The organism is Algoriphagus aquaeductus (assembly GCF_003253485.1).
GTDB classification, from domain to species: domain Bacteria; phylum Bacteroidota; class Bacteroidia; order Cytophagales; family Cyclobacteriaceae; genus Algoriphagus; species Algoriphagus aquaeductus.
In genome coordinates, this window is sequence record NZ_QKTX01000003.1 from 232,428 (window position 1) to 257,376 (window position 24,949).

Genomic DNA, 24,949 nt, shown 5'->3' on the forward strand with positions numbered 1-24,949 from the left:
ATGGATGCCTCTGCACTCATTATTTTGATTTATGTGTTGGTGTTGGCTAGCTACTTGGGATTTGAACTGATCACCAAAGTGCCGCCGACGCTTCATACACCTTTGATGTCAGGTTCCAATGCCATCAGTGGAATCACCATCGTAGGCGCACTCATCGCCACCAATGAACTGGGTTACTCCACCCTTAGTAAGTGGCTGGGTATGCTAGCTCTTGTTCTTGCTACCATCAATGTGGTCGGAGGATATGCTGTCACAGACCGGATGCTTAAAATGTTTAAGAAAAAATGAGCAATCTCGTCCAAATCGCCTATCTGATCTCTTCGATCCTGTTTATTCTTGGGATCAAGTTTCTTGGAAAAACCAAAGATGCCCGTAAGGGAAATGTGCTCTCTGCAGTGGGAATGTTGTTGGCCATTGTGGCTACTTTGGTCAATCTGAATTTGGCTACTTTTCCTGAAATGCTCGCCTGTGTTCTGCTTGGCGGTGTCATAGGTCTTTATTATGCCCGAAAAGTGGAAATGACCAAAATCCCCGAAATGGTTGCTTTATTCAACGGCTTCGGAGGATTGGCTTCCTTTGCAGTGGCTCTCTCAGACTTTTTCCTAAAAAGCCAACTAATTGAAGGCTTGGATACGGTCAATTTGATCAGCATAATTCTATCGATTCTGATAGGAGGAGTGACTTTTACCGGCTCGATGGTTGCTTTTTTGAAGTTGGACGGCAAGGTTTCCGGTCAACCCATTACCTTCAAAGGGCAGCACCTCATCAATTTGATGTTGCTGATCGTATTTGTGGTGGCGGCAGTTTTGGTGTTTTTGAATCCCGGAAATCCTCTTTTCATCGCTGTCCTGGTGGTGATTGCCTTAGTTCTGGGTATTTTGACTGTGATTCCTATCGGGGGCGCAGATATGCCGGTGGTGATTTCCCTGCTCAATTCGTACTCCGGGATGGCTGCTTGTGCGACCGGGTTCATTCTGAATAATAATGTGTTGATCGTGGCAGGTTCACTTGTAGGCGCATCGGGAATTATCCTGACTCAGATCATGTGCAAAGCAATGAACCGCTCATTGGTCAATGTGCTTTTAGGAGGATTTGGTCAGACAGTTTCTGGGCCTGCGGCTGATGGACCTCAGATTGTGATCAAAGAAGTAGGCGTAGAGGAAGCAGCCTTGTTGTTTGATTCGGCTTCTTCAGTAATCGTGGTGCCGGGATATGGTATGGCGGTAGCGCAAGCACAACACGTGATCCGGGAATTGATGGAGCAGTGTGAAAAGCGAAATATCGATTTTCGATTTGCCATTCACCCGGTGGCGGGCCGGATGCCGGGTCATATGAATGTGCTTTTGGCAGAAGCCAATATCAGCTATGACAAGCTGATCGAAATGGAAGCGATCAACGATGATTTTTCCAATACCGATCTCGTTTTTGTCGTAGGGGCAAATGACGTAGTCAATCCGGCTGCACGAACCAATCCAGCCAGCCCGATCTTTGGAATGCCAATTCTGAATGCCGACAAAGCCCGGACTGTCATCGTCTCCAAGCGAAGCATGGGCAAAGGCTATGCGGGCATCGAAAACGAGCTCTTTGGCTATCCCAACTGTCTGATGCTCTTCGGAGATGCCAAGCAGACGATTACTAAGGTGGTGGGAGAGATGAAGGAGATGAGCTAATCAGTGTGCTGATTTACATTTCCGCGCAGTACACTTGACAAAAGGAGATGGAAGGAGGGTAAGGATTTAATAATCTTACCCTCTTTGTTTTTTGGCAAAATAATTGCCGATTCCATATCATGAAATGCCCATGAGTAAATGCTTCTCACACAGGGGAATGATTATCCGGGGCATTCCATCTGGCCATTAAAAATCAAATTATAAACAGATGAAATTGACACTTGTACTTGCTGCTTTTTTTCTTGCCCTTCGAGTTTGGTTTCAGGTTGAATACAAAGACCTGATTGGATCCTGGCAGTTGACCTATTTTGAAGGAATGCAAAAAATCGTTTATTCCCAGCAATACCAAAATGCCAATCCCAATCAGCGGGCAAGCATGGATGCCCGGATCAAGGCCCGACTTGAAAATACGGTCTACGAATTCATGGAGGGCAATAAGTTGAAATACATTGATTTTGAAGATCAGACTATCGTCCGCAAAGAAGCAGAAGTAGAGTTAAGTGACGGAGACATGCTGCTGATTCACGATGAAAAAGGAGATCGATTGGCCAAAATTGTGGAGTTTTCTCAGGATAAGTTGGTCCTCCAGCCCATCAGCAAGAATGCGACTACCGGCAAAATGGTATTTGAACGAATCAAGAAATAATTCGCCCTTAAAATAAACCGAAAGCCTCTTGGGAATCCCGAGAGGCTTTTTTGTAGGTTAAAAATCAAGGTCCAACTGAATTGGCAGCAGCTGAAAGCTTTTTCGATGCCAAATGGTACTGCCGAATTTCTCAATCCCTTCCCGATGGGCTTTCGTCGGATAGCCGGCATTCCTTTCCCAGGCAAAGTGAGGGAATTCTAGTGCGAGTTTTTCCATCAGATCATCCCGATAGACTTTGGCCAAAATGGAAGCAGCCGCTATCGATGCAAATTTCCCGTCTCCTTTGATCACACAGGTGAAGGGTAGATTCAGGTCTGATTTCCAACGGTTACCATCGATCAATAAATGATCCGGCTGCGGGTCCAACTGTAGAACCGCTCTTTTCATGGCCAGAAAAGAAGCATTCAAAATATTGATCTGATCAATCTCTCCCACACTCGCCTCTGCGATGGCCCAGGCAAGAGACTTGTCCTTGATTTCGGCAATCAGCTCTTCCCGATTGTTTTTGCTCAGTTTTTTGGAATCGTTGATCCAGGGATTATGATAGTCCGAAGGCAATATCACCGAGGCAGCCACAACCGGACCAGCCAGGCACCCTCTGCCTACTTCATCGCATCCGGCTTCGATTCGGTCAGCTTCTAAAAAGGGGAGAAGCGGCATCGGATTCTATGGGGGAAGGTTTGAAATATTTGTGGATCATCTCAGCTACCAATGCGGTCCAGCCCGTCTGATGGGAAGCACCCAATCCCTTACCGGAGTCCCCATGGAAATATTCGTAGAAGAGAATGTAATCCTTGAAATGTGGGTCTTCCTGGAATTTTTTATTGGCTCCAAATACCGGACGATGGCCATTTTTGTCCTTGGTGAAGATCCGCATACAGCGAAGCGAAAGCTCCTTGGCAATCATGTCCATGGTCATAAAATTACCCGAACCGGTAGGGTATTCGATCGAGAAATCCCCCCCGTAGTAGTAGTCAAACTTCTTCAGGGATTCGATGATCAGGTGATTGATCGGAAACCAGATCGGCCCTCGCCAATTGGAATTGCCGCCAAACATACGCGTGTCCGATTCCCCGGGGGTGTATTTGATCGAAAGCGTGTCCCCGTTGATCTTCATCGCATAAGGATGCTTTTCATGGTATTTGGAAAGAGATCGGATTCCAAAGTCACTCAGAAACTCATCCGAATTGAGCATGCGATGCAAAACGCTTTTCATGCGGTGACCCCTCAACAGGGAGAAAAGCCTTCTTTTGTCATAGCCCGGCTGAATCCAGCTCGAGACCAGGGCCGCCAATTTTGGTTTTTCTTTCAGGAAAAAATCCAATCGCTTCTTGAATTCCGGAAGGTTGTCAAACAGATCTTCGCGGATGGGTTCAACCGCAAAAAGCGGGATAAGTCCTACGATGGACCTCACTTTAAGTTTTTTGGGTTCTTTTCCCTGATAATGGAAAATGTCATAGAAGAAATTGTCCTCGTCATCCCAAAGTGAAATGTGTTCGGAGGAAATGTTGTTCATCGCTCCGGCGATGTACAGGAAGTGCTCGAGGAATTTGGTGGCGCTAAACTGGTAGACGGTATTGAATTCACAGAGATCCAGTGCAATACGAAGCATGTTGAGGGAAAACATCGCCATCCAGGATGTACCGTCGGCTTGCTCCAGCTTCCCTTGGTAATATTGAGCATGATTGCGGTCGAATAGCGAGATATTATCCAATCCGAGAAATCCACCCTCAAAGATGTTGTTTCCTTCACTGTCCTTTCTGTTGACCCACCAAGTGAAATTCAACATCAATTTGTGCATGGCACGCTCGAGGAATTCCCGATCGCCTACACCTCCGTTCATTTTTTTGTCAATCTGGTATACCCGTTGTACAGCATAAGCATGCACAGGTGGATTTACATCAGAGAAATTCCACTCGTAAGCGGGAATCTGCCCGTTGGGATGCATGTACCATTCATTGAGCAGCAGTAAAAGCTGATGCTTGGCAAATTCCGGGTCAATCCTTGCAATCGGGATGCAGTGGAAAGCCAGATCCCATGCCGCATACCATGGATACTCCCACTTGTCCGGCATGGAAATGATGTCATAGTTCTGGAGATGAGTCCACTGATGATTTCTGCCTTTTTTCCGCTCTTTCGGAGGCTGATACCGTCCGGGATCTCCTTCCAACCAGCGATTGACATCGTAGTAATAAAATTGCTTGGACCACATCAGCCCCGCAAAGGCCTGACGCTGAATGGATTTTAAATCATCGTCAGTGACTCGGCTTTGAATGGTGTCGTAAAATTCATCCGCCTCCTTTTTCCGGGTTTCCAAAATGCCGTCACAGGCCTCCAGCGGGGCTTCTTCTTGCTGATGCTGCATTCGGAATTTCACTTCTGCGCATTTTCCGGCTTCAATTTCTATCTCATAGACGGCCGCAGCTTTGGTGCCTGCATGGGCAGGATTGATTCGGTTGTCATTTCCGTGGATAATCCAATCATTGATGGCGTCCTTGGTGAATTTTCGCTCATTTGGGATGCCGTATAGTCGCTCCCTATTGGTTTCATTGTCGCAAAACTTCAGATCAGGTGTCCCATCAAATGAGATCAGGAAGTTTCCTGATTTAGGGCTAAACGCTTTGATGGTTTGCTCGTTGAGTTTGCTGAGCTTTGGCATAAACGGCTCATGTCCGGTAAACCAGGTCTTACGAAACCAGACAGTAGGCATGATCCAGATTTTGGCTTTCTCCGGTCCTCTATTATGGATAGTGGCCTTGGCTACCAGGTCTTCAATGTCATTTTTAGCATATTCGATAAAAATGTCAAAGTATCTATCGTCATCAAAAATTCCGGTATCGATCAATTCATACTCGGTTTTCAGTTTACCGGCTTTTTGATTTTCCTCCTGTAATTTTTGGTAGGGAAATTCCTCCTGAGGATACTTATACAGCATCTTCATGTAGCTGTGGGTGGGGGTGGAGTCGAGGTAATAATAAATTTCCTTCACGTCCTCCCCGTGATTCCCCTGATTGCCGGTAAGTCCAAACAGCCTTTCCTTGATGAAGGGGTCTTTACCATTCCAAAAAGCCCAAGCCAGACAGAGTTTTTGCTTATGGTCCGAGATTCCGGCTATTCCTTCCTCTCCCCATCGATAAGCCTTGCTTCGGGCATCGTCATGGGTCACATTTTCCCAAGCAGCACCGTCCGGGCTGTAATCTTCGCGTACAGTTCCCCATTGGCGTTCTGTGAGGTATGGTCCCCATTTCTTCCAATGTTTCTTACGCTCCTTATCCTCCTGTAATCGTATATATTCAGCAGACATTTACTTTTTTCTCCTTTGAGCAGGGGTCGAAATTATCATTTTCAATCAATTAAAAAGCAAAAAAGGCCGAAGTGTTCATGGAAAATGTGTCCCTGATTTTTTATGTAAATGAAAAGAAATCCTTAATTGACTAATTGGTCTAAGGTGTTGAAACTCAGGAAACCGATTGATTTGAAGCAGAATCCATTATTTTTCAACAGGGGATAGGGTCTGGAGGTCTTTCCGGATCGCTGCTTTTTTTTAAGAACATAGAAAAAATATGTTCTACACTTGTAGAATATTAATTTTATTCTACATTTGTAGAAGAAAATACCTGAGACCATGTTGCCAAAAGCCGAAGAAGAACTGATGAATTATTTATGGGAGTTAGAAAAAGCCTACCTCAAGGACTTGATCGATTCCTATCCGGATCCCAAACCTGCCGCCACTACGGTATCCACACTACTCAAGCGAATGCAGGAAAAGAAGTTTGTGGGCTATGAGTCCACCGGTAAATCCCGAGCCTATTTTCCCTTGGTTTCCAAAGAGACCTATTTCGGAAAGCATATTCAGGGCTTGATCAAGAATTTTTTCAATGACTCCCCGGCTCAGTTTGCTTCCTTTTTTGCGCAGCAGACTTCGCTTACAGAAGCTCAGCTCGAAGAGCTCAAATCCATGATCGACGACCAACTCAACCGGAAAAAATAATGGAATACTTGCTCAAATCCGTACTTTGTTTGCTTTTGCTGCTGCTGTTTCATCGGCTCGTTCTGCAGCAGGAATTGTTGTATCGGTTCAATCGGTTTTTTCTTCTCGCGGCAATACTTGGGTCCTTTTTGATTCCTTTGGTTACGCTGGAGGTTGAGGAGAAAGTCAGTCCTGAATTTATGAGATCGGAGATTTTTCCTCCTGAGTATTCTTTTTCAGAAACACTACCTTCCGAAGATGCTGATTTTGATTCTTTCAATCGGATAGAGGCTTCTCCAGAACCTGCCAGAATCCCTTGGCAAAAAATAGCTTGGTCGATTTATCTTCTTGGCTTCGTGGTGTGTTTGATTCGGTTTATTCGAAATATCCGGCTGATACATGACCAAGTCAGGAGAAATTTTCGGGTGATGTATCGGGGCGAAACGGTGGTCTTGCTTTCGGAATCCACGGCTCCTTTTTCGTTTTTGAGTTACATTTTTTACCACAAGGAAGGTTTTGAGAAAGATGGGATTCCTGAGGCGATTTTTCTCCACGAGCAATGCCATGTCCATGAAAAACATTCTTGGGATATTCTCCTAGTCGAAGTTTTGTTGGTGGTACTTTGGTTTCATCCCGGCTTGTATCTCGCCCGACAAGCCATTCGGCTCAACCATGAATTTATAGCCGACCAACAAGTGATTAAGCAGTTTCCTGTCAGAGATTACCAATTCCTGTTGATTTCCATTCTTTCCGGTCAGCATGGATATGCGCTGGGGAGCCGATTGAATTTTCCCTTAACCAAAAAACGATTTTCCATGATGAAAAAGACCTCAAAACCCGGAATTCAAGTCCTGAAATTGGCCAGTTTGGTTGGTTTCTTGGGCATTGTTGTAGCACTTTTCGCCGAGAAAGTAGCCGTGAGTGCACCAGCCGAGCAGTCGGCAGAAGTGCAATTTTCGGATGAATCCAAATCCATCTCAATTCACATAACTGCCGATGGGGAGCTTTTATTGAATGGGAATCCGATAAATCGAGAACAGCTGGTCCGTGAACTTTCCAATGTAAATGGTGAAAAAACCATCGTCCATCTGACCGCCGATCCCAAGTTGAAAATGGGAGAACTGGCTGATATTCAAGAATTGCTCAGAGAAAATGAAGTTCGTCGGGTTAAATACGAACAGACAGAAGGTCAAAAAGAAACTTCCTCTTCCGAATCTGCAAGAGAAAGGCACTTTAGAGATGCGATTATTCTGATCGAGAGTGTGGACATGGAATACACCCAAAAGCGATACACTGAGCTTTCGGAAAAAGAGAAGACGGGCTTACTTTTCACTGATAAACCGGTAGAAAAGAAAAGTCCTGATGCAGCGACTTATGAGGCCTGGAAAAATAAAGATGAATTTGCGCTTTGGATCGATGGGAAGTCTGTGAATAATACAGTTTTGGCTAAGTACCAACCTGGGGATTTTGATTGGTATTTTCAATCCGGAGTGAAAGCCAATGCGCGTTCCGCTCGATTCCCACAGCCATTTCAGGTTAACTTATATTCTCCCAAGCACTATGAGGAAAGCTTTGGGCCTAATTCCGAAATGTTTCGACCCCGAACCAACCGGGATACCATTACGCTCACTCAGCGAAATGTTACTTGGATGAAAGATATTTCACGCTTTCCTGATCCTATTACGGCATTTCTTCAAAAAAATGCCCGCTACGAAAAGCTCAAGGCTTCTCCCGATGCTAACAAGCCTGAAGTGAAGGAGGAAATTCAGCGGCTTTTCGAAGAACTCGAAGATGCCTATGCAAAAACCCCGGACAACCGAAAGAAAATGCTCAAAAAGCCAATTGCGCCAAGTAAAGGCAGTACCGGGAAAACTGTGGCAGCATTGCCTCAGAATAAATCCGCTTACTGGAATCTTTATTCTAAATACGAAACCAGAGTCAATAGGAACAGACTTTTTGAAAAATTCAGCCAAGAAGAAATGAGTCAGCTGGAAAAGGAGTATAGACTGTTGGATAAAACTTTTGCGAGTCTTTCTTTAGAAGATAAAATGCAGGTCAAAAAGCCCTCGTTTCCTTTTGCCAGATTGACCAAAGAGGGAAAAGTCATTTACAAGAAAATGGAGGATTTGACCGAGGAGGAAAAGAAAAGCATGGCCTGCTAGCTATTACTGAAATGCAGGAATTTGGGTTGGTGAGGTTTCCGAAGCCATTTGCTCTTTGACTTCGGTGATTTCAGAAAGGATTTTCGGCCAGGAAGCTGTCCATTCTTTGAATATCAAGGATCCTTCGGGGTCCTTTTTTTGTACCTGTTCAAATTTCCCAAAGTCAAAATCTGCTGATGCAATGCCCACACCGGAAGCTTCTGCATCGAGCGCGTTGCAAGCTTGCTCATATTGCCCGGCTACCGGGATCATCATCACGGGCTTCCCTAGGTACATCGCCTCACATACCGACTCAAATCCCGCAGTACAAACCAGCCCTTTGCAGGCTGCCATGTCTTCCAGAAAAGTGAGATCATTGACCCGATGAAAGCTAAGATTCGGCAATGGATTTTCTACCTCGGCTGCATCCTTTTTATCCCAATAGGCTTTGATTTGAAGATGGGGATACTTTTTTGCGTATCGGATTACTTCCTCACCATATCCTGGATTGACCATATAAGCCAGGAAAAAATCTCTTTGGATGGGATTCAGAGTTATGACCTCCTTCCTGAGCAGGGGAGGAACAACTCTGAGGTTGGATCCTGATTTTTTCTGTGGTAAAAAAGAGAGTGCCAAAATTTCATCCGCGCCCAAAGCCGTCATCTGGGTGTTGAGCTGAAATAGAAATTTCTCAAGGCGCCGGTTGGGCACAAAATGAAAATCCGGATGCCAGATGAAGTATTGATGCCCGATCACCCAAAACCGGGCTTTTGGCTGAAAAAACAGGTTATAAAAACCTCCCAGCAGGTCATAAAAATTCAAGATCACGTCCGGTTGGGCTGTTTTTACTGCTTGATCAATGGCTTGCAGACTTTTCCAGAAAACAGGAAATCTCAGTATGTTTTTCCAAATGGTTTTGCCCAATTGGATTTTTCGCTGTTGGGCATCGCACTCAAAGTTGGGGCTGTCTACCGACAGAATAGGAGAAGAGATTTCTTTTCTGAAAAAATCCGGAAGTTCTCTTCGTTTGCTTTTGCCTACGACCACGGACACCAGTTCATGTCCTTGGGATCGGATCAGCTGGGCAAAGGAGATCGCCTGAGTCAGATGACCTCGTCCTTCGCCTTGGATGATAAATAAAAAGCGCATGTCAGAAGCGGATGGATGGTGGATTGAGTTCGTCTGGATTTTGCTCAAAGGAGACTTTTCGCAAGGGGATCAGATTTTCCTTGGGCCAAGCTTCATCCTCAGTTGTTTGGGCGGGTAGGTAAAGGCTTTTGAAATTGATTTCCCGATAATAGATCAGCTGCCAATTGCCTTGGTGATCTTCGGCAAGGGCACTCATGGTCTCTACCCAATCTCCCGAATTGAGGTAGTGAATGCCTTCGATCATGCGATTTTCAGCTTTGTGGATATGCCCGCAGATGATCCCGTCGCAGCCCTTGGCTTTGGCCATTTTGGCAAGTTCGGATTCGTAATCATCGATGTAGCTGACGGCTTTTTTGACCTTGCCTTTGATGTATTGGGAAAGTGAAAAATAGGGCAATCCAGCCTTGAACCGGTAGTAATTGACCACCCGATTGAGCCAAAGCAGAAAGGTGTATCCCACATCGCCGAGGTAGGCAATCCATCTCAAATTGGTCGTGATGCTGTCAAAAACATCCCCATGGGTAATGAAATATTTCTTCCCTTGGGATTCATAAATCATGTCCGTTTGGATATGAAGTTTGCCGATTTGAAGCGGGAGAATTTGATCCAAAAAATCATCGTGGTTGCCGCGAAGGTAGAAGACATTCGTCTGATGATTTTCGATCATCTTCAGGACGCGGTTGAAAAAACGGGTATGTTTTCGTTTCCAGCTTCCGGATTTTTTGAGTTGCCAACCGTCGATGATGTCTCCGTTTAGGATGAGGTTTTCGCAGCGGTATTGCTTGAGAAAGCGTGCGATTTCTTTGGCTTTGGCCCCTTTGGTTCCCAGATGAACATCAGAGATGACAATGGTTTTGAAGGATGTATTCACTCGATCAGATTTGAGGGAAAATTAGATCGCTAGTGTAAATCCATGATGTTTAGGTTGTTATCAATTTGTGTTGAAATCGGAATTTTCTTTGGGAGAAATGAAGGAATAGTTAAGGGAAAGTGAAAAAGGGGGATGAGAGTTATAGGATTGAGATGAGAGACCTTAGACATTAGATACTAGAAACAAGAGCTCAGAACCCATGCTATAGGAGGCACAAATCACATCTTGAAAGTTAGATCATAGAATCTTCCTGCATAGGGTGAGGATAGCTTAGGCTGGATTTATGTATTTCAAATTTGTTTTTGGCTCAAAAAGTCTGATGGACTAATGATTTTTGTTTGATAAAACTTGTTCAAAATCAGTAGATCCTGATCGCCTGTGATTAAATAGTGTGCTTCCTAAATAAAGGCCAACTCCAGGAATTTATTGTCATTTGGGTCTCTGCCAAGTTCAAATTTACGTTCTGGGTAAAAGATCCGTGTTGCTTTTTTTAAATTTTCAAAAAATTCTAATCGTTGGTTTGGGGATAAATACTTGTCAAATTTCTTTCGTTCCAGAACTTCTTTTAACTCCAATAAAGTATCCTTTGAAAAGCAAAGGTCTCCTGATTCTATGGCTACAATCAAAGCTAGAGCGGGAGAGGAGTTTTGAATTAAAGCGCCACTGATCAATGTATTGGTGTCAAAAATAAAAAGCTGATTAGTTGAGGAGGTCATCCAAAATTTCTTGGGTTAAGCCTTTATTCTTCATGTCTTCCTGAAGGGATTGAAAGTATTTCAAAACTTGTTTTCGTTCCTCGCTACTGGAAAGTAATTGCGTGATTTGTACCTCTAGCAATTGGGCTATTTCATTTTTAAGTTCGTCGGAGGCGTTTTCCCAAGCTTTGGCCAGTTGAGTTTTTACAGGGATACTTATCTGTTCCATTTCTGTGTTGGTTTTTTATAAAGTTACTATTAATAAGACTTTATGATTAGGAAGCAGTTGGTTTTTCTGAATCTCGAGGTAGTTTAACTTTCAACTTTTACTCGAGCGGTCTGGAGGCTTGGATTTCATGATATAGTTTCGTACCAAAGAAAAATTGGTATGATGATGAGGAAAACCTTACTCGTATTGGGCTTTGCGATCGCTTCATTGGCGGCTTTTGCCCAAGAACCTGCTTACAAAGGAAATTATGAGCTGGCGGCTCGATTTTCTCCGGAAAAACTTAGAAAAATGATTTTCTCGACCAGTGTGGATCCACATTGGATGAAAAAATCGGATCGTTTTTGGTATGAATATGAAACCAGCGAAGGTAAAAACTGGTATGTAGTCGACCCGGTTCGCCGCACCAAAAGTCCTATGTTTGATCGGGACAAACTCGCTGCTGAGATCACCAAGGCGGTGAAAGATCCATTTGACGGGCAGCATCTAAAGTTGGATGACCTCAAGCTGTTGGAGGATGAAAACACGATTCAATTTAAAGTAAAGAGTACGGCTGATGTGGTAAAAAAGGATTGGGCGGAGATCAAAGCAAAGAATAAAAATGCCAAGGATTCCCTCGAAAAGAAGGTTCATACCTTCCGATACAATCTGAATACGCAACAGCTCAATGAGATCGAGACCGAAAAAGACCCAAAGCGATTGGCATGGGCCAATATCGCTCCGGATTCCTCCAAAGTGGTTTATACCAAAAACTTCAACCTTTATTGGATAGATAAAGCCAATTTCCTCAAGGCGGTAAAGGATGAAAAAGACTCTACCATCGTGGAAAACCAGCTCACCACCGACGGAGAAAAGGATTACGAGTATGGTTGGGGTGATCGGGGTGACGACAATGAAGAAGTAGAAAAGAAGAAAAATGACCGTAAGCGTGTTGGGGTACTTTGGAGCACAGACAGCAAGCAGTTTATCCTCACCCGAAACGATCAGCGCAAGGTCAAAGACCTTTGGGTGATTCACAATACCCGAGATCCACGCCCTACTTTGGAGACGTACAAGTATGCCATGCCAGGGGAAAAAGAGCAGCCTCAAACCGAACTGTTGCACTATTCTTTTGACTCCAAAGAGTTGAAAAAGCTTCCTATTTCGACCTTTAAGGATCAGACTGTTTCGCTTTGGTCCACCACGCCTCCGAGCAACACACGAGATGATGACTTCAGACCGGCGACATGGTTGGGTGATTTGAAGGAGTTCTATTTTGCGATCACTTCCCGAGATTTGAAGCGAGTCGATGTGGTACGATGGAATTTGGCTACAGGCCAAAAAGAAGTGGTGATCGAGGAAAGAAGCAATACCTATATCGATTTTGAAAAATTGGAGATTGTCGGAAACGAGCTGATCTGGTGGTCAGAGCGTGATGGTTGGGGGCATTTTTACCTGTACGGAAAAGACGGTTCGCTCAAGCGTCAGTTGACTTCGGGACCTTTCCATACTGCTGGAGCGGCTCGGGTGGATGCCAAAACCCGAAGACTGTTTTTTACCGCCAATGGCCGTGAAAAAGGAGAAGATCCCTACTATGAACACTTGTATAGTGTCAGTTTGGATGGCGGAGCGGTTACCTTGCTCAATAAGGGTGACTTCAACCATGAGATCAACATCAACGACAACGCTTCGTTCTTTGTCAACAATTTCTCCCGAGTCAATACGGTGCCTGCTTCGGTGCTTTATGACCGAAACGGTGCGAAGGTAATGGACTTGGAAACCGCAGATTTGAGCCAGCTTTTTGCGGCGGGCTACAAGTTTCCGGAGCCATTCAAGTTTAAAGCTGATGATGGTATTACCGATCTTTTTGGCGTGATGTATAAGCCTTTCGATTTTGATTCTACCCGGAAATATCCATTGATCCAGTATGTGTATCCTGGCCCACAGACCGAGGCGGTCAACAAGTCTTTTGGTCGTGGAATGGATCGTACGGACCGATTGGCTCAGTTTGGATTCGTAGTAGTGACTTTGGGAAATAGAGGAGGACATCCTGCCCGATCCAAGTGGTATCACAATTATGGCTATGGAGATCTGAGAGACTACGGTTTGGCGGATAAAAAAGCAGCTGTGGATCAGTTGGCCGATCGTCATGCGTTCATTGACCGAAACAAAGTCGGGATTCACGGGCACTCCGGCGGAGGATTTATGTCCACGGCTGCGCTGCTGGTCTATCCAGAAGTGTTCAAAGTGGCCGTATCCTCAGCCGGAAATCACGAAAACAACATCTACAACCGTTGGTGGTCCGAAAAGCACCATGGCGTGCAGGAGCGAGTTTCACCTACTGGGGACACCACTTTTGTCTATCAGATTGAGAAAAACCCGGACCTAGCCAAAAACCTCAAAGGTCACCTAATGCTCAGCACCGGCGATGTGGATAACAACGTGCATCCTGCCGGAACCATCCGCATGGCCAATGCACTGATCAAAGCCGGTAAGCGTTTTGAGTTTGTAATCCTGCCCGGCCAACGACATGGCTATGGAGATATGACCGAGTATTTCTTTTGGAAAATGGGGGATTACTTTGTGGCTCATTTGCTTGGAGATACGGCTCCACCTCCGGTGGATATGGTGGAGATGCAGCGGGACAAGCCGAAGGATAAGTAATTAAGTCAGGTAAAGCGAAGTCGAAGCCTTTTTTGGGAACCTTTGAGGTTTTAATGAACCTCGAAGGTTTTCTTTTTTACAGCAAAGGACACCAAGGATCACAAAGAGATTTTTGCCACCGAGGGCCACATAGAGCTTGATTTTGTGGCCCCAGGAGCGGATAGTTACTTCAATCTTTTCGGATAAAATCGGCCTTTTAGAGAACACGGAGGAAAAGCTTCGCTTTTTGGAGAACCTTTGAGGTTTTAATGAACCTTGAAGGCTTTCTTTCTTTACCACAGAAATCGCAAAGGATAGTTAAAGTGTTCCTATAGAAAAAAAGGGGGGGTAAAGAGTGGAATTGCCCAAGAATGCCCGAGAGTTCCACAGCTAATTGAAGGCTATTTTGACAGCATTTCCTCAGCTCCGTTCCAATTTTTGGGAGCACCTTCTGACAAGAATTTTTTTGCCTTTTCAAAAAATACTTTTACTGTATGATCTTCTTCGTCTGAGTCCACCACTTTACTGAAAAGCTGAACGGCATGCTCAAATTGACCTAGCTGATACAGTTCCATTCCCATATCAAAGTCACTCATGTTTTTTTTTCTTTTTGAGGCTAAACCCTCTTCCATCCCATTCATACATTCCACCACACTGAGCAGATTATTTTTCCCCTTTAGGAGAACCTTTCCCAATCGTCTAAAATCAAATCTGGAGGGATTTGGGATTCTCTTGAATGTTTCATCACTCAGTAACAAAGGCGATTTGTAATATTTGGTCAGACTTTCAATTCGGGAAGCTGTATTGACAGTATCACTGATGGTAGCTGCATCCAAGCGGTGCTCATCGCCGGTAATTCCCATAATCAGTGAACCTGTGTGCATTCCTATGCCTGCCTGTATGGGAGGCTCACCATTTTGAGTTCGTTTTTGGTTTAATTTTCGGACAGCCCGCTGCATTTCAATGGCAGCGAGGAGGGCATCCTCTGGTTGAATTGGAAAAATTGCCATGATGGAATCACCGAGATATTGATTAATAAAGCCTCTGTGGCTTCTGATAATCGGTCCTAAAACTTCATTGAAAGAGGAAACAAACCGGAAGTTTTCTTCGGGACTCATCCGTTCTGAAAGGGTCGTGAAATCACGGATATCTGTAAACAAAACAGTTACTATTTTTTCAACTTGATCGCCCAGTTTGACATCCGTTATATTTTCTTTGCCCAGGGAAGAAATAAACTCATTAGGGACAAATTTTTTAATGACTTCATTGATACGGAGTATTGCTTCCTCCCGCATTTTTATCTCCCGAATATTTTTTTCAAAAAGTAGTGCGGACTCCATGGCTGAAGAAGATTGCAAAGCCAAAGTCACTAAAAGTTTTAAGTGTGCTGCGGTAAATTGATCCGTTTGAGTTCCAGCCAAAATGATCGCGCCAAGGACGCGATCTTTGCCTTTCAGGGTGGCATAAATAATACTCATTACATTTTGGGCTATTAGCCCACGGTCCTTTAGTTCTTTGATATCGGTAATGATCGAAGATTGCCCATTGAGTCCGACTCGCATCAGAAGCGAATAATTTTTCTCCAATTGGTGGGGATCAATCAGTTTTTCCCCTGAAACCGCAGGGATTGTCAAGGCTCGTTGATATTCATCCAACAAAACAATAGCACCAGCATTCGTTGGAATGGAATTAGTAGAATGGTTGAGGGTAATTGTGGCAATAGCATCTAAGGAGATGGCCTCTCCAAGATTTTCTGCGAAACTGTATATAATATTAAGTTCTTGATAGAGGTGAAGTACTTCCGAACCTAATTTTCTTTTCTCTCCTTCTTTGGTCAATAACATTTTCACCACCTCAACCACTTGATGGATTAGTTCAGTATCGCTGTACAGTGTCGCGATGATGGAGTTTTCAAAGTCAATGGGAATAGCATATTTAAAATCCGAATATTCTTCCCTGCCATATATATGCTTGCCTGAAGGATCAATAATGGAAAAACTTGCACGGTGGTGAGCAGACCAATCATCCAACCAAGGTTTTAAGGGTTCATTTCGCCCAAACAATGCTTTAATCGCCAGTTTTGCCATTTAGAGATTTTTGAATTTAGGTTGTATTAAGCCAAAAGCTTAGGGTAACTCCAGCACTTCCCGTGCTTTTTCTAAGAGCAATTCGGGATCAAAAGGTTTGGTCATATACACATCAGCCCCGACGTCCAATCCCTTTTGGCGATCTGATTCCTGTCCTTTTGCCGTCAGTAATACGATATAAATATTCGTTAAGCCCATTTCTTGTTTGACTCTTCGGCACACTTCCATTCCATTCATTTTGGGCATCATCACATCCAAAAATATGAGGTCAGGTTTTTCTTCGGTGATCACTTCCAAGGCCATTTCGCCATTTTCGGCAGTAAAAAACGCTACCCCTTCATCCTCTAATTCTTCAAGCGTTTGCTCGATGAGCATCCGGATATGGGCCTCATCATCTACAATTAAAATTTTCTGTGACATTCTTCAGATGTTTAATATTTAGCGGTTAAAAGATTTTTTTATTGATAAATGAAAAACAACACATTTTCCAATCCCTTTTCAAAGCGAAGGGTTTTGATTTCTTCGTCAGCAGAAAGCAGGGAGTTTAGGATAATAATGTCCGGTTGAGCTGCTTTGGCCTTTTCGACCAGTTCCTTTCCATCCGATTCGACGACTTGGTAGCCCTTGGTCTGAAGGACATCCGTCAGCGTTCGAATGGCTGCACTATCCTCATCCACCACCATTACTTTTCTTTTGGATTTACCCTGCTCCAAGAGCGCACTGATATCTTCGAATAACTGTGAGGTGTCTATTGGCTTTGTCAAATACCGATCTACACCAATTCGGAATCCCCGGGCTTTGTCCTGCACGATGGACAAAATAATGATAGGAATGTCCATCGTTTGAGGATCATTTTTCAAAATAGCGGCCACATCAAAGCCGTTGATTTCGGGCATCATAATGTCCAGTATAATTAGGTCCGGCCGATGCTCCCGGATCGATTCGATCGCTTCTTTTCCATTGCTGGCTTCAGAGGTTAAATATCCCGCTTCTGTGAGTTCCTGACGTAACAGAGATCGGATAGACTCCTCGTCATCCACAATCAAAATATGCGCATGGGTGCCATCAGTTTTTAGCTTGGAAAATGCCATCTGCTCCTTTAATTGCTTCACCAGCTCGTTGAGGTGGATAGGACCGGTTGACGTTGAGCTGTTTTCTTTTTTAACCAATGGAAGTGCAAAGGAAAAAGTGGTTCCTTTAGCAATTTCACTTTCCAGCCAGATTCTTCCTCCATGATGCTCGACTATTTCCTTACAAATTGGAAGCCCCAATCCTGTGCCTTTGGGTTTATCGGTTAGGGTATCCCCCCCGATTTGCTTAAACTGTTCGAATACTGCCCCAAAGTCCTCTTTGGCGATTCCCATTCCGGTATCTTGAATGCTGGTAATGATTTCATTTCCCACTTTTTTAACTCTACAGGTAACAGACCCCGTATCGGTAAATTTGACTGCATTGGAAATCAAATTGATCACTACTTGGATGAGCTTGTTGGTGTCTCCTGTAACCAGCGGAATAGTTGGATCTATATCCCGGATTAGTTTTAGGTTTTTATGTTCAAATAGGGAAGTGGTTGCCGCAATCGCCCGCTCTACCACTTCAGGCAAAGCAACCTCTTCCTGGCTCCATTCCATTTTTCCAGCCTCGATTTTGGCTAAATCCAGCACATCATTGATCAGGGTGGTAAGTCGCTCACCTTCAGAAATGACTACATTCAGGTTTTCAGAAACCTGATGGATGGTTTTTTCTGTTTTGGGGTCTTTTCGATCTACCAAGGGGAATATCTTTTCCTCCAGTCTTTTCTGAATGATTTTGGCAAAGCCCAATACAGAAGTCAAAGGCGTCCTCAATTCATGGCTGACAGTGGATAGGAATGCACTCTTGGCCTCATTTGCCTGTTCTGCCGCTTTTTTGGAAGCCACCACTTCCTCAAAAAGTTGAGCCTTGTTGATGGCGACCCCTACGGAAGAGGCAATGGTAGAAAGCAAATTGGAATCACTTTCATTAAAGCGGTTTTCCGATTCAGTACTTTGAACACTTAATACACCAATGGCTTCCTTTCCCCGGAAAATTGGCACTCCCAAATAGGATGCTGAGGGTAACCCCAATCGGGAGGCTCCTAATTTTTGGGTCATTTCCTCTACATTTTGATTGATCAACAGCGGTTTTCCGGAGCTCAGGATTTTGGAAGTTAGCCCTTCTCCGAATTTTTGACCGGGCATCACATCCCCGTATTGGTAGGGGAAATTGATCATGTTTGTCTTTTTATCCAAAAATGCCAGATAAACGATGTTTGCCTTGAACAATTCTTTCATTTGGTCTCCTACCAGGTGAATGATTTCATCCAAAGAGGTATAGGAAGCGAGTGCATTTGATACCCGGTTGACTGCCGAGAGTTCTTCAGCTTTTAAAGCAAGCTGATTTGCCTTTTCGTCGATTTCCTGTTTTTGCTGTTGGAGCAGAAGGTTTGCTTTTTGTTTAATCCGGTTATTTCGGAGCAATAAGAAAACGGTAATCAGGATCAGTCCCAACACAATCAAGGCACTGATCAGAAAGTTTTGTTGTGATTTTTTCTGTTCGTTTAGCAGGACAATCTCATCTTCCTTTTTCTCCATTTCAAAGTTGTACTCCAACATTGCGGCTTTGTTTTTTACTTCTGCCGAGGTCATACTATCCCGATAGCTGATATAAGTTTTATGATAATCGTAGGCATTTTTATAATCTTTTTTCAGCGCATACGCATCAGCCAATACCCTTGCATTGTCTCGCATATCCTCCATGTATCCAGTTTGGAGGCCAAGATTATATCCTTTATCAGCGTAGTAGAGTGCACTATCGGGTCTGTTTTGTTTCACATGGGCACGTGCCAGAATCCCGAATATCCAGGCATCCACTGAATTATCTCCTGATTTCTTGGCCTTTTCAAGGGATTGATATCCATATTGAAATGCCAGGGACAAACTGTCCATACTGACATACACGTCAGCCAGATTACTTAGCGGTACCAAACTGTCAGTTACGGTAGATGCATAACTTAATGCCCGGTTATATTCCGTAATCGCCTCAGGATATTTTCTATCCAACCGGTAATTTTCACCGACTCCATTATAAAGATTTGCTAACTGTGTATTTCCATAATTAAGCTCTTTGTGAAGACTGATCGACTTTTGCAGATAGTCATTTGCTTTTTCATATTCGCCTATTAGGCTATATGTTTGTGCCAGAGCATTCCAAGAGTTGTATAAGCGTATTTGATTATTCAGTTTTTCAGCATTCCTAAGAGATTTAATGCCGTAATCCAAGGACTTGGCGTAATCTCCCAAAACCCTGTAACTATTGGCAATTTGACGTTGGGTTGTCTCTATCAATTCGATGTTTTCCAATTGCAGAGCTAATTCCTCTGCTTGGAGGGCATAAGAAAGTGCCTTCCTGTAATCATTAATGCTGTTATAGTATGAAAGGAAATTTAAATATACTCTGACCTGTAACACTGAATTATTAGTCTTTTTGGTTATAGAGTCTGCCTTTATCAACTGTGTAAATGCAGTTTCCATGTTTCTTTTTAACATGTTCAACCTTGATTCCAAGGCCAAAGCAAAACCCTCCCCTTCGGCATACTGTAACTTTCTAGAAAGTGAAAGTGCTTCAGCGGCATATTTTTCTGCTTCCTCTGTAGAGATAGAAGGGCTACTATAACAGATTTTAATCAGGAGATTTACCCGGGCAGTATCCTGTTGGGTATGGTTTTGAATTTGTTTCCTTAATTGTTCTATTTCAGGGGACTGGGCATGGCAATAAAAGGTAAGGGCAAATAAAGCCAATACTAAAAAGACTTTTCTCATGAATATATCCAGCTAATAGTGAGGTGAATAAACTTTACCATAATATAATTAGCGGATAGTTAGGAGACAAATTCTAATATTTCAGCTTTTACCAAAAAAGCACTATTTACCGGGGAAGTATGTGTTAGACAATGGGCAACTGGATAATAAACTCAGTTCCTTCTCCTTCTTTGGTTTTTACTTTCAACTCTCCGCCATGTGCTTTTACAATATCATGCGCAATGCTCAACCCGAGTCCTGTTCCTTCTGTACCCTTTTTGGTAGTGAAGAATGGTTGGAGGATTTTTTCCTTGATTTCTTCAGGGATTCCGGGACCGTTGTCTTCGACTGAGATAAGCATGTGGTCATTCTCGGATTTGGTGCGGACGGTAAGCTTGGGTTGGTAAGGTTCTAACCCTCCAAGGGTTTCAAACCCTTGGAGGGTTTTACTCCTCATCGCATCAAAAGCATTATTGCAGAGGTTGATGATTACTCTGGAAAAATCCTCTTTGATCAATGGTGTTTCATGGATTTTTGGATCCAAATCCAGGTTGATCTCCACATTGATCGGATTCTTACCAGCCCGCATCCCGTGATAACTTAGGTTGACTGATTCTTTGATGAAGACATTTAGGTCAGTGGGTTCTTTTTTGCCTGAGCTACCTCTAGAATGTTGGAGCATGGAGGTCACTATTGTATTGGCTCGGGCTCCATGCTCCCTGATTTTTCTCAGGTTAGACTGAAGGTCTTCCAAATTGTCCCGAATAAGGGTGTGGTCTCTCTTTTCTCCCTTTTCCATTTCTTCCAAGGTCTCTCCGATCAAGTCCACCGAAACCTCAGAGAAATTATTTACAAAATTCAGGGGGTTCTTGATTTCATGAGCGATGCCAGCGGTAAGCTGACCGAGGGAGGCAAGTTTTTCCTGTTGGATGAGTTGTGCTTGGGTGGATTTGAGTTCGCTCATGGCGGATTCTACTTCAGATTTAGCTTGCTCCAGCTTGACAAAATCCTCGTATCGGGCATACGCAATGGAAAAGGCCTTGGCCAGCGCCTGTACCAATTCCAATTCCTTTTCATCCAAGATACTGACTGCACCCACGTAAAGCATCCCTTGGGTGAATGGCACAAAGTGCAAATCAAGCGATTCCGGAGGAGCGGCAGCCCCCTGATAGGTGCTGCCGTCCTGAATCTGATCCTGCTCCATCAATTGCCTGATCCAATGGACAAAATCTTCCCGGCTCCAATGTTGTCTGTGAATTACCCCCTTTCGCCAAGCTTCGACTGTTTGATAAGTGAGTTCGCTCGCATCAAAAGGAAGCCTCAAAACCCCGAGTGAGGTGCCTTCTGGGGAAGAGAGATAAGCTTCTACCAGTTCTTGTTTTTCATTGATAATAAAAACCCCACAGCGGATAAAAGGAACTCCCAGTACGGTCAGTTCTCTAAAAATTAACGGTGTAATCAATTCCAAATCAGTAGCCGACCGCATACTGGCAATTACACCCCGCACCCGATCCAAAGAGGCCTGCTTGGTCGCCTCCAGGGCTTGGGCTTCTGCCTTTTGCAGGTCTAGGAAACGGGTGTAGGTTTGTTCGAAGACTTTGGCAAAACGTTTCAAAATATCTATTTCCTCATCCGACAATGATTTTCCTTCAAAATCATTTAGGGTAATCATGGTGTTTTTTGTGGTCACCACGGAAATAGAGTAAGAAGGGCTTTGAAAAATAAATTGCTTTATGTCCTCCGTCAATTCATTTTTCAACTCCGTATGATTAATTACATATTCATAGAAACTGTCTTTTTCCTGCTTTGAATAATTCCCAACAAAAAAATCAAGCTGCTTTTCCCTGGCCTCAAAAAAATCATTGGCAATTCTGTGATCAAAGTAGGGTAGACGGTACTTGTTGATGGCTATACCGCTTTCAACCAGTCCGCATGTATAATTATCCAGCTCTTTTGAGCCTTCTATGCTTATGCTGATACCCACAGCGGTCACCGGAATCTGAAGGTCATTTAGTCTTTCGAATAATACCAAGACCACTTCATTCAGCTCATCACTTCCGTGCATGGCTAGGGATCGGGAACGTACCCTTTCCAAGGCAGCCTCAATCTTGGCTTCTCTTGCTTGTGCTTCTGCTTTTTTCAAGTCGGCAAATCTTCGGTAAGCGAGTCCAAATACCTGGGAAAATCGCTTCAATAGAATCCGGGACTGATTGTCAGGCTCGGAAAAGGTTATCATCACCAATGTGCCACCCGGAAAGAAAGCGCATGAAAACCAAGCGGTATGTTGACCGGTAGAAGTAAAATCTACGGCTTCATCCACAAGAGAAAATAAATCCGGCTTCACCCGCTTCAACACGTTAAGCCATTGTACCATATCAGTCCCCTCCAGGCGTAAGAGATATTCCTCCATGTTGGACTTATATGCCTGGAGGATTTTTTCGATCAGCTTTATACCCACTTTAGGTACGTAGAAATTATAGTCTACAATTTCGTTTTTGCTATCAGGCAGGCGTGTCGCACCCCATGCCAGGACGCTCTCCTCTGATTCATCGTATAGATTTATCGCACAGGTTTCCAATTGTTCATTCGTACCCAATAATCCTATTTGAGTTCTCAATTCATGCGCTACCTGTTCTAATTCCTGGGATACATGCATCGCCATTGCCCTTGCCCTCACACGCTCTAATGCCGCTTCAATCTGCGCTTCTTTAGCCTGTGCCTCTGCTCTTACCAGATCCAAATACCGTCGGTAAGTTTGTTCAAAAAGTGAACTGAACCGCTTAATTACTTGAATCAATTCGGATTGGAATTCATGGGGGCTAAAAGCATAAAAGAATCCATGCTCGAAAATGAAACAGTGTTGGATTTCTTTTTGGGGTAATTGTTCTAGGGGAATCTGGATTGTGTAACCAGGCGCGGTATTGAGCATCCGATAATAGTTCAGCAAATCTTCTCCTTCCAACACATACTTGTGAAAGGGAACCTGCTCCTTCCAGGCCTTACGGGCACTTTTCAGCAAAGGGTGTGCGGACATATCGATGTTGCCGATATGCATATTGACTTCGTTACCATCTTTTCGTGCGGTCCAGAGCTGATTGTTTTCGTTGTCATGATTTAAGATTCCAATCCCAAATCGGGTCCCTTCATCCACCCCAAGGGCGGTAAGTTCACTGAACATTTTGACCACACATTTTCCCACGTCCTCGCTGCTGTGCATGGCCATGGTTTGAGCCCTGACTCGTTCCAATGCTGCTTCAATCTGTGCTTCCCTCGCTTGCGCTTCCGCTTTTGCCACATCCATATATCTTCGGTAGGCAAACACAAAAACATTTCTGAAGCGCTTGAGCAAGTCAAGGTTCACATTCGTAAGAGGGTTGAAAGTAGAAATTCCAATAGCCCCTACCCCGATAGAATAGAAATAATAATAAAGTTCAGAAAGGTCATTCAGGCGTGGGTCTTCGTATTCCCCACTGTCTCTTCGGCGCTGTTTCCAGCTTTCCAAATACTTCTTTTTAACCACCAGTTTGGCAAATGAGTCTTTGGATTTCCTGATTCTCTTTTGGAATTGTTCAAAAATAGGATGGCTGCTGTATGCAATTTTTGCGCTGTTGGCACCTGCAAAATCCGAATAATCATAATCAATCAACGAATTGCTTGAATCATCCCAGAAATTAATTATCGTATTTCTCAAATCTGTAAAGCCAAGTGATTTCAACTCTTTAAACATGACTTTACAGATATCAAGGATATCGGCCGGATTTTGCATACCCAAGGCGACCGCCCTAACCCGCTCCAATGAAGCTTCAATCTCCAGTTCACGGCTCTTATTTTCCAGCTCGATCGTTCTTCGTTTGATCGCATCCCGGAGCTCGAGGTTTTCCTTCGTTATTTTTTCGATAGCCAGGGTTTCACCTTCTCCTACCCTCATGTCAGGTAAAGAGCCATGCTGCTGCACCACCTTCCAACCGTCCCTTGTTTCCCTCAGAAGTGTTGACAATCGGAGTTTGGAATAAAAATTCCATCCTGCATCCGTTTGGACATAGATATCACAGATTTCATTGATCAGCACCAGGGGATTGAGCCAGATAGGGACAATTTGGCGGTTTCTCATTTCCACTTTGCCTACCACCTCATGCATTTGGGAGGTGTAAAAAGCAATCCCATCAGCCTTGGAATGGCAAACTTCCGTTTCAGAAGTTCCGATCATTTCAAAATGATCATCCAGTGTGGAGGCAAATGTCTCTAATTCTCCTTTGGTATAGCTATCCCAATATCGGTGATAGACCTTGAGGGCTTCAGCATCAGAGTCTGCCTTTTGCTTCTTCATATAGGCTTTTGGGTGGTTCTATTAAGGAATATAAAACTTTTATTCCATAGAATATTGATTGCCCTGATAGGGTTGAACCCATAAGAAAAAGTATTGCAAATTGCTGAAAATAGAAAAGTGAAGTTGAGCCATCGCTCGGGACAGAATTATTTTTCGAGATTGGGATTTAAGGGCCTTGTTCTCATTTTCAATCCCTTACCTCCTGAAGACCAAGCGGACATTTTGTATAAGGCCCAGAATTATTCTCAGAAACCTCAACCCATGTTAAAGTCAGTTGATTTGAAGATTACTGAATGAAAAAAAACATCAATTCTCGATTGGATTACTTATACGCTTTGATCAAGATTTTGTAATGATATTTTTCGGGAAAGGCCACAATAGGCATTCTGCTTTGTGGGTCTGGTAATTCGTAAATTCCTTTTAAATAAACAGGATCTTGAGAAGGAGGGAAGATGATGACGTCCTTGTCATTAAATGGGTTTTCTAGAGTAAAAATGATCGGTGGTTCAAGTCTTATCGTATCTCCAAAATCAAGATCGAGGAGCTCAAGTGATTTTGGAAGTCTAATTTTTACATCTTTTATCTGCACAAGGCTTCGTTTGGAAGATTCCGTTTCTTGGGCCAAAGTGATGGAAGCAAACCCAAGGATGAATAGAAGTAGTGTGGAGATCTTTTTCATGTTGGTCTGTGTTTGATTACTTCACTTTTACGAAGGAAGTTCTTTTTG

Annotated in this window: 17 protein-coding genes; 6 read left to right on the forward strand and 11 right to left on the reverse strand. The window is 43.7% G+C overall.

Annotation, left to right across the window (positions count from 1 at the left end):
• The 3 genes from CLV31_RS05440 to CLV31_RS05450 all read left to right on the forward strand — a co-directional run bounded on the left by CLV31_RS05440 (position 1) and on the right by CLV31_RS05450 (position 2,316).
• Positions 1 to 288, forward strand: coding sequence for an NAD(P) transhydrogenase subunit alpha (locus tag CLV31_RS05440; RefSeq protein WP_111391874.1), 288 nt, complete (start codon positions 1 to 3; stop codon positions 286 to 288).
• Positions 285 to 1,670: an NAD(P)(+) transhydrogenase (Re/Si-specific) subunit beta gene (locus CLV31_RS05445; protein ID WP_111391875.1), complete on the forward strand. Its 1,386-nt coding sequence runs from the start codon at positions 285 to 287 to the stop codon at positions 1,668 to 1,670. The genes CLV31_RS05440 and CLV31_RS05445 overlap by 4 nt, the downstream gene beginning before the upstream one ends.
• A gap of 208 nt (positions 1,671 to 1,878) precedes the next feature.
• Positions 1,879 to 2,316 carry a hypothetical protein gene (locus tag CLV31_RS05450; protein ID WP_111391876.1) on the forward strand — a complete coding sequence of 146 codons (438 nt, stop codon included), beginning with the start codon at positions 1,879 to 1,881 and terminating at the stop codon, positions 2,314 to 2,316.
• A gap of 57 nt (positions 2,317 to 2,373) precedes the next feature.
• Here CLV31_RS05450 and CLV31_RS05455 read toward each other — a convergent pair whose 3' ends face one another.
• Positions 2,374 to 2,976 carry a ribonuclease HII gene (locus CLV31_RS05455; RefSeq protein WP_111391877.1) on the reverse strand — a complete coding sequence of 201 codons (603 nt, stop codon included), beginning with the start codon at positions 2,974 to 2,976 and terminating at the stop codon, positions 2,374 to 2,376.
• Positions 2,948 to 5,620, reverse strand: coding sequence for an MGH1-like glycoside hydrolase domain-containing protein (locus CLV31_RS05460; RefSeq protein WP_111391878.1), 2,673 nt, complete (start codon positions 5,618 to 5,620; stop codon positions 2,948 to 2,950). The genes CLV31_RS05455 and CLV31_RS05460 overlap by 29 nt, the downstream gene beginning before the upstream one ends.
• 321 nt (positions 5,621 to 5,941) lie before the next feature.
• Here CLV31_RS05460 and CLV31_RS05465 point away from each other — a divergent pair, with 321 nt between their 5' ends.
• Positions 5,942 to 6,307: a BlaI/MecI/CopY family transcriptional regulator gene (locus tag CLV31_RS05465; protein WP_111391879.1), complete on the forward strand. Its 366-nt coding sequence runs from the start codon at positions 5,942 to 5,944 to the stop codon at positions 6,305 to 6,307.
• The gene (locus tag CLV31_RS05470; RefSeq protein ID WP_111391880.1) at positions 6,307 to 8,448 is read left to right on the forward strand and encodes a M56 family metallopeptidase; all 2,142 of its coding nucleotides are present in this window, start codon (positions 6,307 to 6,309) and stop codon (positions 8,446 to 8,448) included. The genes CLV31_RS05465 and CLV31_RS05470 overlap by 1 nt, the downstream gene beginning before the upstream one ends.
• A 3-nt stretch (positions 8,449 to 8,451) precedes the next feature.
• Here the strand turns inward: CLV31_RS05470 and CLV31_RS05475 are convergent, their stop codons facing one another.
• The 4 genes from CLV31_RS05475 to CLV31_RS05490 form a co-directional block, all read right to left on the reverse strand.
• A complete protein-coding gene (locus CLV31_RS05475) occupies positions 8,452 to 9,576 on the reverse strand; it encodes a glycosyltransferase family protein (protein ID WP_111391881.1) in 1,125 nt (374 codons plus the stop codon).
• A gap of 1 nt (position 9,577) precedes the next feature.
• Positions 9,578 to 10,447 carry a UDP-2,3-diacylglucosamine diphosphatase gene (locus tag CLV31_RS05480; RefSeq protein ID WP_111391882.1) on the reverse strand — a complete coding sequence of 290 codons (870 nt, stop codon included), beginning with the start codon at positions 10,445 to 10,447 and terminating at the stop codon, positions 9,578 to 9,580.
• A gap of 398 nt (positions 10,448 to 10,845) precedes the next feature.
• On the reverse strand, positions 10,846 to 11,163 hold the full coding sequence (locus CLV31_RS05485; RefSeq protein ID WP_111391883.1) for a putative toxin-antitoxin system toxin component, PIN family: 318 nt from the start codon (positions 11,161 to 11,163) through the stop codon (positions 10,846 to 10,848).
• Positions 11,147 to 11,371, reverse strand: coding sequence for a hypothetical protein (locus CLV31_RS05490; RefSeq protein WP_111391884.1), 225 nt, complete (start codon positions 11,369 to 11,371; stop codon positions 11,147 to 11,149). Before CLV31_RS05490 ends, CLV31_RS05485 begins: the two co-directional genes overlap by 17 nt.
• A gap of 165 nt (positions 11,372 to 11,536) precedes the next feature.
• Here CLV31_RS05490 and CLV31_RS05495 point away from each other — a divergent pair, with 165 nt between their 5' ends.
• Complete coding sequence (locus tag CLV31_RS05495) at positions 11,537 to 14,011, forward strand: S9 family peptidase (RefSeq protein WP_111392031.1); 2,475 nt, start codon at positions 11,537 to 11,539, stop codon at positions 14,009 to 14,011.
• Positions 14,012 to 14,391: 380 nt separating this feature from the next.
• Here the strand turns inward: CLV31_RS05495 and CLV31_RS05505 are convergent, their stop codons facing one another.
• From CLV31_RS05505 to CLV31_RS05525, 5 genes are all read right to left on the reverse strand, one after another.
• The gene (locus CLV31_RS05505; RefSeq protein ID WP_111391886.1) at positions 14,392 to 16,077 is read right to left on the reverse strand and encodes an adenylate/guanylate cyclase domain-containing protein; all 1,686 of its coding nucleotides are present in this window, start codon (positions 16,075 to 16,077) and stop codon (positions 14,392 to 14,394) included.
• Positions 16,078 to 16,116: 39 nt separating this feature from the next.
• The gene (locus tag CLV31_RS05510) at positions 16,117 to 16,497 is read right to left on the reverse strand and encodes a response regulator transcription factor (protein ID WP_111391887.1); all 381 of its coding nucleotides are present in this window, start codon (positions 16,495 to 16,497) and stop codon (positions 16,117 to 16,119) included.
• A 38-nt stretch (positions 16,498 to 16,535) separates the two neighbouring features.
• Positions 16,536 to 19,916 (reverse strand): response regulator, encoded by a 3,381-nt coding sequence (locus CLV31_RS05515; protein ID WP_111391888.1) that lies wholly within the window; start codon positions 19,914 to 19,916, stop codon positions 16,536 to 16,538.
• 124 nt (positions 19,917 to 20,040) lie between these two features.
• Positions 20,041 to 24,222 (reverse strand): ATP-binding protein, encoded by a 4,182-nt coding sequence (locus tag CLV31_RS05520; RefSeq protein ID WP_111391889.1) that lies wholly within the window; start codon positions 24,220 to 24,222, stop codon positions 20,041 to 20,043.
• A gap of 322 nt (positions 24,223 to 24,544) precedes the next feature.
• Positions 24,545 to 24,901, reverse strand: coding sequence for a hypothetical protein (locus tag CLV31_RS05525; RefSeq protein ID WP_111391890.1), 357 nt, complete (start codon positions 24,899 to 24,901; stop codon positions 24,545 to 24,547).
• Positions 24,902 to 24,949: the final 48 nt, after the last annotated feature.

What these genes read in the sequence shown, in the direction of transcription:
- CLV31_RS05510 (WP_111391887.1), bottom strand. Translation starts at nt 16,497, where the DNA reads ATGTCACAGAAAATTTTAATTGTAGATGATGAGGCCCATATCCGGATG.
- CLV31_RS05525 (WP_111391890.1), bottom strand. Translation starts at nt 24,901, where the DNA reads ATGAAAAAGATCTCCACACTACTTCTATTCATCCTTGGGTTTGCTTCC.
- CLV31_RS05490 (WP_111391884.1), bottom strand. Translation starts at nt 11,371, where the DNA reads ATGGAACAGATAAGTATCCCTGTAAAAACTCAACTGGCCAAAGCTTGG.
- CLV31_RS05475 (WP_111391881.1), bottom strand. Translation starts at nt 9,576, where the DNA reads ATGCGCTTTTTATTTATCATCCAAGGCGAAGGACGAGGTCATCTGACT.
- CLV31_RS05445 (WP_111391875.1), top strand. Translation starts at nt 285, where the DNA reads ATGAGCAATCTCGTCCAAATCGCCTATCTGATCTCTTCGATCCTGTTT.
- CLV31_RS05465 (WP_111391879.1), top strand. Translation starts at nt 5,942, where the DNA reads ATGTTGCCAAAAGCCGAAGAAGAACTGATGAATTATTTATGGGAGTTA.
- CLV31_RS05515 (WP_111391888.1), bottom strand. Translation starts at nt 19,916, where the DNA reads ATGAGAAAAGTCTTTTTAGTATTGGCTTTATTTGCCCTTACCTTTTAT.
- CLV31_RS05495 (WP_111392031.1), top strand. Translation starts at nt 11,537, where the DNA reads ATGAGGAAAACCTTACTCGTATTGGGCTTTGCGATCGCTTCATTGGCG.
- CLV31_RS05520 (WP_111391889.1), bottom strand. Translation starts at nt 24,222, where the DNA reads ATGAAGAAGCAAAAGGCAGACTCTGATGCTGAAGCCCTCAAGGTCTAT.
- CLV31_RS05505 (WP_111391886.1), bottom strand. Translation starts at nt 16,077, where the DNA reads ATGGCAAAACTGGCGATTAAAGCATTGTTTGGGCGAAATGAACCCTTA.
- CLV31_RS05455 (WP_111391877.1), bottom strand. Translation starts at nt 2,976, where the DNA reads ATGCCGCTTCTCCCCTTTTTAGAAGCTGACCGAATCGAAGCCGGATGC.
- CLV31_RS05485 (WP_111391883.1), bottom strand. Translation starts at nt 11,163, where the DNA reads ATGACCTCCTCAACTAATCAGCTTTTTATTTTTGACACCAATACATTG.
- CLV31_RS05470 (WP_111391880.1), top strand. Translation starts at nt 6,307, where the DNA reads ATGGAATACTTGCTCAAATCCGTACTTTGTTTGCTTTTGCTGCTGCTG.
- CLV31_RS05440 (WP_111391874.1), top strand. Translation starts at nt 1, where the DNA reads ATGGATGCCTCTGCACTCATTATTTTGATTTATGTGTTGGTGTTGGCT.
- CLV31_RS05450 (WP_111391876.1), top strand. Translation starts at nt 1,879, where the DNA reads ATGAAATTGACACTTGTACTTGCTGCTTTTTTTCTTGCCCTTCGAGTT.
- CLV31_RS05460 (WP_111391878.1), bottom strand. Translation starts at nt 5,620, where the DNA reads ATGTCTGCTGAATATATACGATTACAGGAGGATAAGGAGCGTAAGAAA.